The sequence below is a fragment of the Pseudomonas sp. GL_093 genome, from assembly GCF_057837605.1.
Genome location: NZ_CM174448.1, coordinates 5,303,769 through 5,318,952 on the forward strand (window position 1 = coordinate 5,303,769; position 15,184 = coordinate 5,318,952).

Annotated in this window: 14 protein-coding genes; 4 read left to right on the top strand and 10 right to left on the bottom strand. The window is 59.8% G+C overall.

Going from position 1 to position 15,184, the window contains the following annotated elements; genetic code table 11:
- Window positions 1–38 precede the first annotated feature (38 nt).
- Both AC3IUE_RS24410 and AC3IUE_RS24415 read left to right on the top strand, forming a co-directional pair.
- Window positions 39–1,244, top strand: coding sequence for an MFS transporter (locus AC3IUE_RS24410; protein WP_489264012.1), 1,206 nt, complete (start codon window positions 39–41; stop codon window positions 1,242–1,244).
- Window positions 1,245–1,347: 103 nt separating this feature from the next.
- A complete protein-coding gene (locus tag AC3IUE_RS24415; protein WP_056742783.1) occupies window positions 1,348–1,602 on the top strand; it encodes a hypothetical protein in 255 nt (84 codons plus the stop codon).
- Window positions 1,603–1,755: 153 nt separating this feature from the next.
- Here AC3IUE_RS24415 and AC3IUE_RS24420 read toward each other — a convergent pair whose 3' ends face one another.
- From AC3IUE_RS24420 to AC3IUE_RS24435, 4 genes are all read right to left on the bottom strand, one after another.
- A complete protein-coding gene (locus AC3IUE_RS24420; protein WP_489264013.1) occupies window positions 1,756–2,685 on the bottom strand; it encodes a PfkB family carbohydrate kinase in 930 nt (309 codons plus the stop codon).
- A complete protein-coding gene (locus AC3IUE_RS24425) occupies window positions 2,678–4,144 on the bottom strand; it encodes a purine-cytosine permease family protein (RefSeq protein WP_489264014.1) in 1,467 nt (488 codons plus the stop codon). Before AC3IUE_RS24425 ends, AC3IUE_RS24420 begins: the two co-directional genes overlap by 8 nt.
- A 222-nt stretch (window positions 4,145–4,366) precedes the next feature.
- Window positions 4,367–5,365 (bottom strand): ADP-ribosylglycohydrolase family protein, encoded by a 999-nt coding sequence (locus tag AC3IUE_RS24430; protein WP_489264016.1) that lies wholly within the window; start codon window positions 5,363–5,365, stop codon window positions 4,367–4,369.
- Window positions 5,362–6,075: a GntR family transcriptional regulator gene (locus tag AC3IUE_RS24435; protein WP_489264017.1), complete on the bottom strand. Its 714-nt coding sequence runs from the start codon at window positions 6,073–6,075 to the stop codon at window positions 5,362–5,364. The genes AC3IUE_RS24430 and AC3IUE_RS24435 overlap by 4 nt, the downstream gene beginning before the upstream one ends.
- Window positions 6,076–6,414: 339 nt before the next feature.
- On the opposite strand from AC3IUE_RS24435, the gene AC3IUE_RS24440 reads away from it, so the two are divergent.
- The gene (locus tag AC3IUE_RS24440) at window positions 6,415–7,575 is read left to right on the top strand and encodes an integrase core domain-containing protein (RefSeq protein WP_489264019.1); all 1,161 of its coding nucleotides are present in this window, start codon (window positions 6,415–6,417) and stop codon (window positions 7,573–7,575) included.
- A gap of 77 nt (window positions 7,576–7,652) precedes the next feature.
- Here the strand turns inward: AC3IUE_RS24440 and araH are convergent, their stop codons facing one another.
- The 6 genes from araH to AC3IUE_RS24470 all read right to left on the bottom strand — a co-directional run bounded on the left by araH (window position 7,653) and on the right by AC3IUE_RS24470 (window position 14,106).
- Window positions 7,653–8,621, bottom strand: coding sequence for an L-arabinose ABC transporter permease AraH (gene araH / locus AC3IUE_RS24445; RefSeq protein ID WP_033056977.1), 969 nt, complete (start codon window positions 8,619–8,621; stop codon window positions 7,653–7,655).
- 9 nt (window positions 8,622–8,630) lie between these two features.
- Complete coding sequence (gene araG, locus AC3IUE_RS24450) at window positions 8,631–10,175, bottom strand: L-arabinose ABC transporter ATP-binding protein AraG (protein WP_489264020.1); 1,545 nt, start codon at window positions 10,173–10,175, stop codon at window positions 8,631–8,633.
- Between the two features lie 65 nt (window positions 10,176–10,240).
- On the bottom strand, window positions 10,241–11,245 hold the full coding sequence (locus AC3IUE_RS24455) for a substrate-binding domain-containing protein (RefSeq protein ID WP_461999506.1): 1,005 nt from the start codon (window positions 11,243–11,245) through the stop codon (window positions 10,241–10,243).
- Window positions 11,246–11,366: 121 nt separating this feature from the next.
- Entirely contained in the window at window positions 11,367–12,185 is an 819-nt protein-coding gene (locus AC3IUE_RS24460) for an SDR family oxidoreductase (protein WP_489264022.1), read from the bottom strand.
- A 198-nt stretch (window positions 12,186–12,383) separates the two neighbouring features.
- Window positions 12,384–13,259, bottom strand: coding sequence for an SMP-30/gluconolactonase/LRE family protein (locus AC3IUE_RS24465; protein WP_489264023.1), 876 nt, complete (start codon window positions 13,257–13,259; stop codon window positions 12,384–12,386).
- 130 nt (window positions 13,260–13,389) lie between these two features.
- The gene (locus AC3IUE_RS24470; protein WP_046049087.1) at window positions 13,390–14,106 is read right to left on the bottom strand and encodes a FadR/GntR family transcriptional regulator; all 717 of its coding nucleotides are present in this window, start codon (window positions 14,104–14,106) and stop codon (window positions 13,390–13,392) included.
- 191 nt (window positions 14,107–14,297) lie between these two features.
- Here AC3IUE_RS24470 and AC3IUE_RS24475 point away from each other — a divergent pair, with 191 nt between their 5' ends.
- Complete coding sequence (locus AC3IUE_RS24475; RefSeq protein WP_489264024.1) at window positions 14,298–15,170, top strand: esterase/lipase family protein; 873 nt, start codon at window positions 14,298–14,300, stop codon at window positions 15,168–15,170.
- The last annotated feature ends 14 nt before the right edge of the window (window positions 15,171–15,184 follow it).

The following is a 15,184-nucleotide window of genomic DNA, read 5'->3' on the forward strand; positions in this document are numbered from 1 at the left end:
TAGATGAAGCTCTCTCCTATCGGTCAAGGAACCGCGTCATGCCTAGCGCAACACACCAAGTCTCAAGCAGGTTGTTCGGCCTGTTTTGCCTGGCCAGCTATCTGCTGTCGCTGTCTTATGGCTCGACCTTTTTGCTGTCGTTGTTGATCGGTTCCCGCGGCGGCAACGAGCACGATGCCGGCAGTGTGATTTCGGCGGCGATGCTCAGTACATTTGCAGCGGTGATCGTCTCCGGGCACTTGTCCGATTTGCTCGGCGCGGCGCGCTCGATTGCGCTGTTCGGCATTCTGCTGGTGGCCGCCAGCCTGGGCTTCGCCTTGGCGCCGGGCTTCGGCAATCTGCTGTTGTTTTTCGGGCTATTGCTGGGGCTGGGTTGGGGCGTGTTCTACACCCTCGGTCCGATCATTGTGGCCAGTCTGGTAACGCCCGCCCAACGCGCGAAATACTTTGCGCTGTTGTCGGGCAGCATGATGACCGGGATCGGCAGCGGTCCCTTGTTAGGTCGCGCTGCCAGTGCCCTTGGATATCCGATCACCGCGGCGTTTTACCTCGCGGCGCTGGCCAGCCTGATCGGCGTCTTGCTGTTCTGGCGGTTGGATTCGCAGCTGAAAAAAGCGCCGGGCCACTCGGCAGCGGTGTCGCGAATTTCATGGCGTGCAGCGGCGCAAGTGCTGTCGTCCAGAGCGGTGTTTCCGATCATCATGGTCGGCCTTGGTGGTTGCGTTTTCGGCGGTCTGTCGAGTTTTCAAACCAGCTACGCCGCCGCGCGTTCACTCGACTATTCATTGTTCTTCCTCGGTTTCATGAGCGCAGCGATCAGCAGCCGCATGCTGATCGCCGGTTTCGTGGTCAAGCGCGACCCGTTCCGGGCGTCCTGTCTGTTGTCGGGCTTGATGATGGGCTCGATCCTGATGTTCGGGTTTGTCGTCGACGACGGGTTCAGCTACGTGCTGGCGGCGGTGATGCTCGGGGTCGGTTACGGGCTGACCTATTCGGTGATCAACGGCCTGGCGGCCAACGAGGCACCGCACGGCACCACCGCGCAATCCTTGCTGCTGTTCAGCCTGTCCTACTTTATCGGCGTGTTTGGCTTCCCGTTGCTGGCCGGGAAAATCATCGTGGAACAGGGGATGGCGACGCTGTTACTCACGGTATTGGCGGTTGCTGTACTGAATTGGCTGATCAGCGTCGGCCGGCTGGTCTGGCGTCGAGCCGTTACCAGCAAAGCGCTGCAGCAGGCCTAGACCGTTCGTCGTTCATCAGGCACCAATCCCAATCGGGGGCGGACCAACCTCTAGTAAAGGATTCTAATTAAATGGACCTATCCACATCCATGAAGAGGTAACCATGAACGTCGATAAAAACCTTGAGAAAGAAGTCCTGACCCGTCTGCTGCATGCCCATCCAATCGGTTTGGGCAAAGAGGTCCTGGACAATTACCGGGGGGAGAGAGTCGTGGCCAGCACCCTCGCCACGCTGCAGGATCGTGGATTGATCCAGCATGGTCATGTGATCTGCAACGAGGCCGGTGAGCACTCGTTGAACCTGCCGATCAAACTCAGTGCCGCGGGGGTGGAGGCGGCGCGCAAGCTGGACGTTTAACAAGACGATTCAGGTCGCAGTCGTGCGCGACTGGGTAAGGTCAGGATTTTTGTTGAATTTGATGACCCCATCGCGAGCAGGCTCGCTCCCACAGGGGATTTGTGTCGTTCACAGATCCAGTGTGGGAGCGAGCCTGCTCGCGATGGCGGCCGATCAGGCACCGAACGTCTGGCTGATTAACGCATCCACCTCGGCAATCCCCGGCGAAGTCGCCGGCCCCCATCGAGTGACCGCCAACGCAGCCGCCGCATTAGCTCGCCGCGCAGCTTCAACCGGTACTAACCCTTGTGCCAACCCGGCCACAAACACCCCGGCATGCGCATCCCCCGCGCCGTTGCTGTCCACCGCCTCAACCTTGAAACCCGGTACATGCTGGCGGTCTCCATGCTGGCTGATCCAGCACCCTTGCGGGCCGTCACGCACCACCATCAACACGTTGGCCGGCAGATGATCGGCCAACCGGTTCAACGCCTCGGCAATGTCCGCCGCACCGGTAAACTTCAACGCCTCGACACTGTTGCTGGTCCACAGATCGATGCGCGCCAGCAAGGCTTGCATCAACGGCTCATCCGGCGAATCCACCAGCGGGCCCGGATCGAACACCACGTTGATTCCTCGCGGTAAATCCAGCACCCAATCCACCAGCGCCTGGGCTTTGCCGCCATGCAGCAGGCTGTAGCCGCTGACGTAGACATAGTCCCCCGCCTCGGCTGGCACGCTGGCCAAATCCTCGGCCGTCAGCTCACCTTCGGCACCGATATAGGAAATGAAACTGCGCTCGGCCGACGCTTCGGTTACCGCGACGCACAATCCCGTATCCCGTTCGGCGCTGCTCTCGATGCCAATCCGAATGCCTTCAGCCTTCATCGCCTCACGGGCAAGATCACCGAAACGGCCGGTACCGTGGCGGCCGAGATAGACCACCGGCAAGCCATTACGCTGGGCGGCAGCCATCACATTGAAGCCGCCGCCAGCTTCGAAACTGGCGGATTGCGCCAGCACGTCGCCGCCCGAATGCGGCAGTTTATCCACGGCCATGACCAGGTCGATCATGACCTGGCCGGTGTGCAGCAATCTAGGCATGAGCGTTCTCGGTCATCGCGGCACGACGATCCTTGGCGCCACCGAGTACAAAGTAAATGCCACCCGCCACCAGGAACGTCACGATCCAGCCGAGGCCGTTATGGCCCAGCCAGGAGTCGGACAGGAAGCCGCGGAACCACACGGTTTGTTCGGTCGTACCGATGGTGGTGAAGCTGAAGCCCAGCACGATCGCCAACGCCCACGCACCGAAGGCGCGCCACTCGATACCGCCGCTGTACCAGTAAGCGCTGCTCGGGCTCACGTCCAGCAGGTCTTTGGGGCTGTAGTAATGACGGTGAATCAGGTCGACGACAAAGATCCCGACCCACGCGGTGATCGGTACCGCCAGCAGCGAAATGAAGGTAATGAACGGGCCATAGAAACTGTCGGCGATCAGCATGAAATAGATCGAACCGGCGAAGATCGCGACGATGTCGACAACCACCGCGTAGACACGTTTGACCTTCAGGCCGAGGGTCAGCGTGGTCAATCCGGCGGAGTACACCGACAGGTTGTTCGACAGCAGCAGCCCGCCGAACGCGGTGATCAGGTACGGCACGGCCATCCAGGTCGGCAGCATGTCGCGGATCGCGATGATCGGATCAGTGGCCGAGGCCAGATCGTTGTTGCCCACTGACAGCAGGCCGCCGAGGGTGATCAGCAGCACCAGCGGAATCCCCGCACCAAACGCTGCCGACGCCACCAGGCGCACGGCTTTGACGCTGCGGTGCTGGTAGCGCGACATGTCGGCACCGGCGTTGGCCCAACCGATCCCGGTGCCGGCAGCCATGGTGCCGACGCCGATAATCATTGCGCTAAGCGGTGCAGGCGTGGCGTTGAACACCGCGCTCCAGTCGATGGTGGCGCAGAGGAAACCGCCGACCAGAATGTTCAGCGCACCGAACACGTAGGTTGCCCACTTCTGGATCACCAGCAAGGTGGCGTGACCGAGGCCCGACACCGACAGGGTCAGCAGTACGAAAATCGCAATGAAGATCAACGTCAGCACGGGTGCGCTTTTGGCTTCCACCGGCGAGCCGAACAGGATCGAGCACAGCGACAGCAACACGAACGCGGCGGTGGTGGTGTTGACGGTTTCCCAGCCCAGACGCGACATCAGCGAGACCAGGGTCGGGCCGATGTTGCCGCGTACTCCGAAGATCGCTCGCGACAACGTCAGGCTTGGGGCGCGACCACGGCGACCGGCAATGGAGATGATCCCGACCACCGCGAAGGAACCGGCAGCCCCCAGGATCGCGACGATGATCGCCTGCCAGATCGCCAAGCCGCGGAAGGCTACAAGGGTCGCGCCCAGCGGCAGGCCGAGGATGGAGATGTTGGCAGCAAACCAGACCCAGAACAGCTGCAGCGGATGACCGTTGCACTCCGCTTCCGGCACGGGCTCGATGCCACGGGTTTCCAGTTGCCCGGCGCTTTGCCCGGCGTTTGTTGAACTCATGTGAAATGCTCCTGTTGCCTTTGTTGTGGTTGTGGGCAATTGCGGAAGTCGACATAACATCCCGGCGGTCCTGGCCGTATTCGTGCTTTCCGTTGCGGTGAAAGAATTTGAGTGCGCGGCGCGTCCTTCGCGAGCAGGCTCGCTCCCACAGGTACGGCGTGTACCTTAAGGTTTGCACTATCCCTTGTGGGAGCGAGCTTGCTCGCGATGGCGTCAGTGCAATCAGCGCAAGGCCAACAGCCCCTGCACCAACGGTTCCAGCTCCAGATCATTGACAGCTTTGACCTTGTCGATCATCGCCGCCGGCCAACTCTCAAGACCCAGGCAAGCCCCAAGCATGGCGCCGAGAATCGCCGCGATGGTGTCCGTGTCGCCGCCAAGGCTTGCGGCCATGCACAGCGCTTCGAACGCGTTCATTTCACCAATGGCCACTTGCTGGGCCAGGGCAAACGAGACCACCACCGATTCCTGTGAAGCCACCGATGTGCCGATCACGTCGTACATCAGATCCGCCAGCAACGCCTTGTCGCTGTCGACACTGATGGTCCGCGCCCAGCTGATGCGCGAGGCGATGCGTCCACCAGCCACCCAGTAACCGTGGCTTTCAGCTTGTTGAGCGATTTGCTGGCCGAGGTTCAACGCCTCGCCCAGGTCCATGCCGTTGATACCGGCCGAGACCACCGCCGCCACAGCCGCCGCGCTGGAGATGCCCAGCGTGGTGTTGTGGGTGACCTGGCACGCCTGCACGACAGCGTTGATGAAACGCTCAGGGTTGGCGACATCCGCCGCAATCCCGACCGGCGTGATGCGCATTGCCGCGCCATTGGTGGTGCCGTAGCGCCCCGCTTCTTCCGGCGAGTGGCCGGCGAGAATCATTTCGATGGCACGTTTGGTCGAAGGGCCGAGCAAGTCTTGCGAGCCCTTGGCCTGCATCACGGCTTCCCATTCGATCAACCGTTGGGCTAGCAGCGACGGTTCGATTCGGCCCTCGCCGTCGACCAACAATTGGCCGACCAGAATCGCCTGTTCGGTGTCATCGGTGATCGAGCCTTTGAGCATGTTGGCGGCGATCGGTTGATTGGGGCCTGCGTCTTCCAGGTCAGTGATTTTGCCGAAGCGCACCTTGATCTCGGCACGGCTGAGGGATTGGGTCGGCATGCCCAGCGCATCGCCCAGGGCCAGTCCGTAGAACGCGCCCAATGCACGATTGAGCGCGGTCATTTTGACTCTCCAAACTGCAGGTGCAGGCGAAAATGCACCGGATCGAGCAAGCTTTCGACCTGCTCCATGAATCGGTTTTGCCGGTCGTAGGTGGTGCGCAAGGCCTTGAGGAACACCGTGCCTTCCGGACGGCCGAGCAGTTCGGCGTCTTCGGCGCTCAAGGGTTCGGCACCGATCCATTGATCGCCGCGCTCGCCGATATAGCCGTAGGCGGCCAGGGTGATGGTCAGGGAGTTGTCGATAAGGCCGACCCGCGGCAGGCTTTCCAGGCCTCCGGTGGCGGGCATCAATGAGCGTTCAAGGGAGACCAGCTTGCCTTCGTTGGAACGGCGGCGACGGTCGAGGGTGATGAATTGGTCAGTGCCGAAACGTGGCAGCAGGTCAGGACGGGTGACCGCCTCCAGCCGCAGCACTTCGGTATTGATCAGCGCCCCGCTGTCGGCCAGGGCCTGGGCCCAGCCGCTGCGTTGATCGAGCACCACGCCGTCGAAGGTGACGATGGAACCGACTCCGCTTTGCGTCGCGATGTAGTTGCGCCGTTTCAACTCGGCCAGGGCTTCGCGCAGCGTTCCTCGGCTGACTTTGAATTCTTGAGCCAATTGATGCTCGCCCGGCAGCAGAAAGCCGTCCTCCATGAGGCCGCTTTCGATGCGCCGGATGAGTTCGTCGACCACCCGTTGTTTCTTGTCAAATCGTACCTGTCTAATCATGTACAAAGTGATAACCGAAACGGGGTTGGCCGAGCAAGGAATATTTTGGGTAGGTGACGGGAGGCGGGATGTTCGGAGGCGTGTGGTGTCAGGTGAATCCACCCCTCACCCCAACCCTCTCCCCAGAGGGGCGAGGGGGCCGAACGAGGGATTCTTTCGAGTGACATCGACCTGAAATATCGAGTCGAACTCAGGCTTTGAAAAGCGTGGAGATCTGCTCCCTTTCCCCCTCTCCCCTATGGGGAGAGGGCTGGGGTGGGTAAAAACCGGGGACATCCTTTACGTTTGAGACCGGGGACATGGTTTACAGGTATCAATCATGGTCAGGAGGTACTGACCATGCCCTGGAATCGAGAGTCCCCGATGGATCAGCGAGTGAAATTAATCCATGACTGGCTTAGCGGCAGTTACAGCAAGAGCCAACTGAGTCGGCGATATGGCATTAGCCGTCCGACGGTCGATAAGTGGCTTGATCGGTATGCAAGCTGCGGCGTAGATGGCTTGAAAGAGCGCTCGCGAAAACCGCTGAGCTGTCCGCACCAAACCCCCGATGAAATCATTGCCACGTTGCTTGCGAAGAAAAGCGAGCACCCGGATCGCGGGCCGAAGCAACTGATCCAGCGTCTGCGCAATGCGCAGCCGCAGATCGCTTGGCCGGCCGCCAGCACCGCTGGAGAGTGGCTGAAAAAGGCCGGTCTGGTGATTCCTCGACGGCTGCACCCACCCCGTCCGCATGGGCCGGTGCATCTGCGTCAGGCCGACGAGCCCAATCAAACCTGGTGCGCCGATTACAAAGGACAATTCAAAACCCAGGACGGCCGCTGGTGCTATCCGCTGACCATCACCGACCATGCCAGTCGCTATCTTCTGGCGTGCCGGGCGCTTCCCAGCACCCACGGTGAACCTACGCGTCAGGGCTTCGAGTGGGCGTTCCGGGAGTTCGGCATGCCTGATGTGATCCGCACCGATAACGGCGCTCCGTTTGCATCGACAGGCTTGGCCCGCCTCTCCAAGCTGTCCGTCTGGTTCATCAGGCATGGTGTCCACCCCGAAACAATCAAGCCGGGACGCCCGGATCAGAACGGTCGGCATGAACGCATGCACCGCACGCTAAAGGCTGCCGTTCTCAGGCCGCCGGCGGAAAACCTGCTGCGTCAGCAGCTTGCCTTTGAGGACTTCGTACAGGATTTCAATCACGCACGGCCTCATACGGCGCTGGAGATGAAGACGCCAGCGGATATCTATCGCCCGTCACTCAGACCTTATCTAGGCTATTTGCCGGCGATCGAATACGGGGCCGACGTCGAAGTACGGCGGGTGCGCAAGAATGGTGAGATCAAGTGGCAAGGGGGCCTGATCTTTCTGGGCGAGGCGCTGATCGACGAGCACGTCGCGCTGAAGGAGGTGGCTGATGGCGTGTGGGAGTTGTACCTTTGCTCTTTCCCTTTAGGCAGGCTTGAACGCGGTGCCAAACGCGTATCAAGCCTGTTAAATGTGTAAACGATGTACCCGGTCAAATGTGTAAAGGATGTACCGGTCTCTACAGTGTGGGGTGGTTCTTGAATCCCCCCCAAATCTCAACGCTGTTTTAGTCGGTCGATGACAACGGCCAACAGCAAAATCGAACCGCGAATCACGTACTGGTAGAAGGTATCGATATTCTTCAGGTTCATCGCATTCTCAATGATCGCCAGAATCAACACCCCGGCAATCACATGCCGGATCATGCCGATCCCGCCGCTCAACGACACCCCGCCCAACACACAGGCAGAAATCACCGTCAGCTCAAAACCCTGGCCAATCATCGGCTGACCGGACGTCATGCGCGAAGCCAGGATCACCCCGGCCAACGCCCCGATCAACCCGTGCACGGCGAAGATAATGATCTTGGTCCGGTCAACGTTCACCCCGGCCAGCAGCGCTGCTTCCTGGTTACCGCCGATGGCCATGGTGTTGCGCCCGTAGGTGGTGTAATTCAGCAACCAGCCAAAAAACAGGAAGCAAACGATGGTGATCAGGATCGGCACCGGCACACCCAACAACTGGCCGTTACCGAAGACGAAGAACTGCTCTTGCGACACACCGACCGCTTTGCCGTTGGCGAAGATGTAAGCCAGGCCACGAACGATCTGCATGGTCGCCAGCGTGGTAATCAACGCATTGACCCGCAACTTGGCGATCACGATGCCGTTGATCAACCCGACGATCAGCCCCATGAACAGCGCCGCCACCACACCGAGAAACACGCTGTCGGTGTCGCGCATCACCACCGCCGCAACCACGCCGGCGCAGGCAATCACCGAACCCACCGACAAATCGAAGTGCCCGGACGCCAGGCAATACAACATGGTGCAAGCGGCAATCCCCGTCGTGGAAATCGCCAGGCCCAGGCCGCGCATGTTCAATGGCGAAAGGAAGTTGTCGATCAGCAAGGTGCAAAGCACGAAGATCCCGACGGCCGCCAGCAGCATCACCCAGTCATCGAGAAAGCGCCGCAGGTCCAGAGGTTTGCGCTGGGTGGGCAAAGCGTTGTTTTGGATTGTCATAGTCACCTCTCAGTTCGCCACGCCGTCAGCGCGTTGGCGCGGCAAAGCCAGTTGCAGCAGGTTGGATTCATTGGCCTCTGCGCGAGACAACTCGCCGCGCATCGCGCCTTCGCAGAGCACCAGGATGCGGTCGGAAATACCCATCACTTCCATCAGGTCGCTGGAGACCACGATCACCGCGATGCCGCTGGCGGCCAGGTTGTGGATGATCTGGTAGATCTCGGCTTTGGCGCCGATGTCGATGCCGCGAGTCGGTTCGTCGAGCAGCAGGACTTTCATCGGCATCGACAGCCAGCGGCCGAGAATAGCCTTCTGCTGGTTGCCGCCGGACAGGTACATGATTTTCTGTGCCGCGTTGGGCGTCTTCACCTTCAGCGCCTTGATCTGCTTGTCGGCGTTGTCCTTCTCCCACAGGCCACGCAACAGGCAACCGAAGGTGGAGTGGGCGCCGCGGGCGCTGATGTTGATGTTCTCGGCGACGCTGGCGAGCGGCAGGATGCCCTCTTTCTTGCGGTCCTCGGGGCACAGCAGAATCCCGGCGGCAATCGCATCGCGGGGTGAACGCAACTTCAGTTCATGACCGCGCAACTCCAGGCGTCCGGCGGTATTGCGCTCAAGGCCACTGAGCATGCGGAACAGCTCGGTGCGACCGGCGCCGACCAAACCGAACAGACCGAGAATCTCGCCTTTGTGCACCTCGAAACTCACCGCCTCACGCAAACCCGGTCCCAGCAAACCGTCGACCTTGAGCGCCACCGCACCACGCTGACGGTGGCGGTAATCGTAGATGTCCTGAATGTCGCGACCGACCATGCAGGTCACCAACTGATCATGAGTCAGTTCGCTCATATCCTCGAACGTGCGCACAAAGCGGCCGTCCTTGAACACCGTCACCGCGTTGCAAATGCGGAACACTTCTTCCATGCGGTGGGAGACGTAAAGCACCACTTTGCCTTCGTCGCGCAGGCGACCGATGATCGCCATCAAACGATCGATTTCCCGCGCCGAGAGGCTGCTGGTCGGTTCGTCAAACGCGATCACATGCGCACCACGGGACAAGGCCTTGGCGATTTCCACCAATTGCCGCTGACCGAGGGACAGGCGCCCGACTTTCTCTTGCGGATCGATTTCATCGGCCAGGCCCTTGAGGCAGGCCAATGCCTGTTGCCGCAACGCGCCGCGATTGATCAGGCCGAAACTGGCCGGCAGATGACCGAGGAACAGGTTCTCTGCCACGGTCATTTCCGGGACCAGGTGCAGCTCTTGATGGATCACGGCGACGCCACTGCCGATGCTGTCGGCGGTGGACTTGAAGACCCTCGCCTGCTCGCCGATCTGCAGGTCGCCGCTGCTCGGGGTGTAAGCCCCGCCGAGGATTTTCAGCAGGGTCGATTTGCCGGCGCCGTTCTCGCCCATCAAAGCATGAACCTGCCCCGGATGGGCGACGAAGCTGATGCCATCCAGTGCCTTCACCCCGGGAAAGGTCTTGCCGATCCCGTTGAAGCGCAAGCTGCCGCCGGCAGCGTGTTGTTGTGTTTTTGATTGCGCGTGCATAACCCACCTCTTCACACAGATCAGGCAGCCCCGTCGCCAGGGCCACCGATGAAATCAACCGTGCCTCAGTTCCAGAGGCCGATCTTTTCCAGTTCCTGCTTGAAGTTCTCGCGAGTGATCAGCGTCACGTCGTCCATCGCGGTGTACTTCGGCGGTTCTTTGCCGGTGGTGACCCACTCGTACATCATGCTGGCGGTGTTGTAGCCCTCGATGTGCGGGCTCGGCAGCATCGAGCCGAAGAAACCGCTGTTGGCCTTCTTCAATTCGCCGATGGCGTCAGTGCCGTTGATGCCGATGCCGATCACATTAGCCGCGGCAAAACCGGCGCTTTCGGTGGCGCGCACGCCGCCCAGCACGGTGTTGTCGTTCATGCCGCCGATGATCAGGTTTTTCGCCGCGCTCGGCAGTTTCACCAGCGCCGAGTTGGTGGCGTCCATGCTGCCGGGTACGTCGAGGGTTTTCAGTGCCGAGAACAGGATGTGGTCTTTCGGCATGCCGGCGTCTTCCAGCGCTTTCACCGAACCGTCGGTGCGTTTCTTGCCGGTGTCGAGTTCGTTGAAGGTGTTGATCACCGCGTAGGTGTCTTTCCAGTCCCAGCCACGTTTCTTCGCTTCGGAGGCCATGGCGCTGCCCTGCTTCTGGCCGACTTCGAACGCGGCCATGCCGAGGTACGGAACGTGTTCCATGAACTTGCCGCCGGCATCGACGAAGCGGTCATCGACGGCGATGACTTTCAAACCGTTGAGCTTGGCCTTGGCCATGATCGCAGGTCCCAGGGACACGTCTGGCGGGCAGATCACGAAGCCCTTGGCACCGTTGGCGGCGAGGCTGTCGATGGCCGAGAGGGTTTTCTCGCCGTCCGGTACGGCGATCTTGATGACGGTGAAGCCCTTCTCTTTCCCGGCCTTTTCGGCGAATGCCCATTCGGTCTGGAACCAGGGCTCTTCCGCCTGCTTGACCAGAAAACCGATCTTCACTTCCTCGGCCGCCAGCAACGAACTGCTCAGGCTGACCGCGGTGACCGCCAAAGCGGCACAGCACAGGGAACGGATCCCACGACGACGATTCATAAGCTGACTCCTTGTTATTTTTTTTGAGCGTTATTTGAAAGCCAATCAAACTGTGCAGTAATAGTCATATCGTATGATGATTGGATTTCAGACGTAGTTCCGCGCCTGAAACCCGATTGATTCAGTCGTGGTACATGACCGAGCGACCGCCATCGATGGTGATGCACGAAGCATTGATAAACGGCGCTTCATCGCTGGCCAGGAAAACAGCGGTCATGGCCACTTCGATCGGTTGCCCGATGCGACGTGGCGGGTGCAGATCAAAAGCGCGCTGACGTTCGGCATGCGGGTCGGCAAAACCGTTCCAGTAATCGACGTTCAGCTGGGTTTCGATGTAACCCGGCGCGATGGCGTTGACGCGAATGCCCTTCGGCGCATATTCGATGCCCAAAGCGCGGGTCAGTCCGAGCAGGCCATGTTTGGCCACCGGGTACGGGAAGCAGCCGGGAATGATGTGAGTGGAGTGGGTCGAGGCGATGTTGATGATGCTGCCGATGCCCTGCTCGATCATCTGCGGCAGCACCGCTTTGCAGCCATACCAGGCGCCGTCCAGGTCGATGGCGAAGCAGCGACGCCAGTCTTCCTCGGTCATTTCCAGCGGATCGCGGAACACATTGACCCCGGCGCAGTTGACCAGCACGTCGATCCGACCGTGCAGCTCGATCGCCAGTCTGGCCATGGCGTGCAGATCTTGCTGGTTGGAAACGTCGGCCTTGATTGCCTGAATGTCGAAGCCTTTGTCCCGCCAGTGCGCCGCGACCTTTTCGACTTTCTCACCCTGGATATCGCTGATGATCAGCTTGGCCTGCTGGGAAGCGAAGGTCGCGACAATCGCCTCGCCGATACCTTGAGCGGCGCCGGTCAGCAGCACGACCTTGTTTTTCAGGCGCTCACCCTTCGGCGGTTCGGGCACCGGTGGCAAGGAAAGAGGTTCAGCCATGGATCAAGACTCCTTTTCGAAGGCACGACAAAAACCGGGCATCTGTCGATGTCCGGCCAAAAGGCTTTTTGGAAAATCGCTGCATCACTTCACCTGTTTTGTTTTTTTAAGTGTGAGTGCGTGTAACTGATGGAGCCGACTATAAACCCGACTGCCAAATAATCTCAATATATAATTTTACATCCCATATTTTGGGATTTATCCGGAAAACCGAGTACAGGTTTTTCCGGGCACATCGACTCGAATCGACAGCAACGCGCCGTCCAACGGATGGTTGAGCGGGCTCGCGGCGCTGGTGATGTACAGGGTTTTCAGATCTTCACCGCCGAATACGCAACTGGTCGGGCGGCTGATGGGTAGTTCGATCACGCGATCAACCTTCCCGTCCGGGGTCAGCCTGAGCAGACAACTACCGTCCCAGCGGGCGTTCCAGAGATAACCCTCGGCATCCATCGCCGAACCATCAGGACCGCCGCGTTCATGCGGTCCGAACCAGACCCGGGCCGGGTCGAGGTTGCCGTCGGTACGGATGAAGTATTGGTAGAGCGTGTTGTCGAGGCTGTCGGCGAAATACACGGTGGTCGCGTCTTCGCTCCACAGCAACGTGTTCGGGATGCCCAACCCGCGAAGCAACGGCGTGACCCGAGCATCGCGATCGATGCAAAACAGGCCACCGGAGCGCCGCACAATGGGCACGTCTTCGCCCTGTTCGCCGATGTTGTTCTGCATGGTGCCGAGCCAGAGCCGGCCTTGAGCATCGCAGCGGGCTTCATTGGCGCGATTGCCGGGTTGCGGATCGGCGACGCAGAGCAAGGTCAGTCGTGGTTCAAGGCCGGGGGAATCCAGATCGAGTCGATACACGCCGCTGTTCAACGTCACCAGCGCATCGCCGCTTTCGCAAGGGATGAAGGCAGACACGTGCTCGGGCATTTGCCAGATCTGCACGTTGGCGCCAATCAGCCGCAGCGCCTGTTGACCGGCGATATCAACCCAGTACAGCGCCTGGGTCGGCGCGTCCCAGAACGGGCCTTCACCCAGCCGTGCCCGGTGCTCGGTAACCGCAGTCCACGTCATGAAACCTCCTGCATTGTTCTTGTTTTTTGTGGGAGCGAGCCTGCTCGCGATAGCGGTGTAACAGGCAACATTGATGCTGAATGTAATGCCCCCATCGCGAGCAGGCTCACTCCCACAGGGTTATTTATTGTCAGCTGGCCTTTTTGTCGGCCATGACTTGCGGGTAGAAGCGTTTGATGGCCAGGTCGGCGTTATCGATCAGCGTCATGCAGGCCCAGACGCCCCGCGCGGCATCCCGGGCGGCGATGGCCTCTGCCATGTCTTTGTGAATAGGTAGCGTGCGGCGCAGTTCGTCCGGGTCGGCGGCGGACACCTCGAACGACACCGCCAACAGCGCGCCGAGGGCCGGGACCATTTGTTCGATGAATTGATTGTGGCTGGCAGCGAGAATGCACTCGTGGAAGAACTGGTCGGCGCGGTTGTAATCGACGCCGCTGTCCACTGCCCGCTCCAATGCGTTGTAGGCCTGAAGGATGGCGTGAACCTGTTCGACGGTAGCGCGCTCACAAGCCCAGCGTACGGCCATGGGTTCGATGGTGCGGCGCAGGTCGAGCAAGTCGTCGACGAAGTTTTCCGGCAAGCCGCTGCGTGACAGCCAGCCTACGACTTGCGGATCGAAGAGGTTCCAGCGGCGCACCGGCAACACCCGCGTGCCGACCTTCGGCCCGACTTCGAGCATGCCCTTGGCGACCAGGGTTTTGATGGCTTCGCGGATAACGGTGCGGCTGACACCGAGCTGCTCGCCCAGGTCGGCTTCGACCTTGAGCGTCTCACCCGGTTTGACCTGCCCCGTGGCGATCCAGCAACCCAGCCAATCGACCGTCGACGCATGAAAACTGCTGGACATGGACACCTCAGTTCAGGGACAGCACACAGCCGTTCGCGATGGGTGTCTACGCTAATCATCATACGATTGTGTGTCAATTTGATTTTTCTGCCTGACGGCAGATGGGGCGATTTGAACGAACCCGCTTTGTGACCTACGGTTAGCCGCGACAGATCAAGCGCAACTAAAGTCCGCTATCGACAGGTATCAGCATGAACATGGATGCGTCTACGCAATACCCGATTGTTTTGGTCCACGGCCTTTTTGGCTTCGATAAAATTGCCGGTTACCCCTACTTCTTCGAGATCAAGGAAGCTCTGGAACATGCCGGGGCCAAGGTGTTTGCCGTTAACATTCCAGCCGTTAACGGAAACGAGGAGCGTGGTAAAAAACTGCTCGAACACGTCAATCGCATATTGCAGGAAACGGGAGCCGCCAAGGCCAATCTTATCGGCCACAGCCAAGGTCCATTGGCTGCTCGTTACGTAGCGGCGTTACACCCGGAAAAGGTCGCATCAGTCACGTCTGTCAGCTGCCCCAATCATGGCTCCGAGATTGCCGACCAATTGCATAAGGCGCTGACGCCGGGTGAGTTGCCCGAAGCCCTCGTACTCGCCCTGTTCAAAGCCGTCGGCATCTTCATTTCGTTGATCAGCGACCATCCGGAAAACCCTCAGGACCCTCAAGCGGCTTTCGAATCCCTGACCAGCGCAGGTTTGGCAGCCTTCAACAAGAAGTACCCGCAAGGGCTACCGCAACATTGGGGTGGGGAAGGCAACGAAATTGAAAACGGCGTGTACTACTACTCCTGGAGCGGGATCCTGCAAAACTTTCAAAGCCTGCAACCTCTCGATCCGTCTCACTTGAACTGTATCGTGCTGTCGAAGTTGTTTTATAAAGAGAAACACGCCAACGATGGGCTGGTCGGACAGTACAGCTCGCACCTGGGCAAAGTCATTCGTTCGGATTACCCGATGGACCATTTCGACGCAGTCAATCAAATGGCCGGGATCACGAGCTGGAACGTAAGCCCGGTCCACCTCTATCTGGAACATGCTGCTCGGCTTAAGGAAAAAGGTTTGTAGGCAAAAAAAATGGC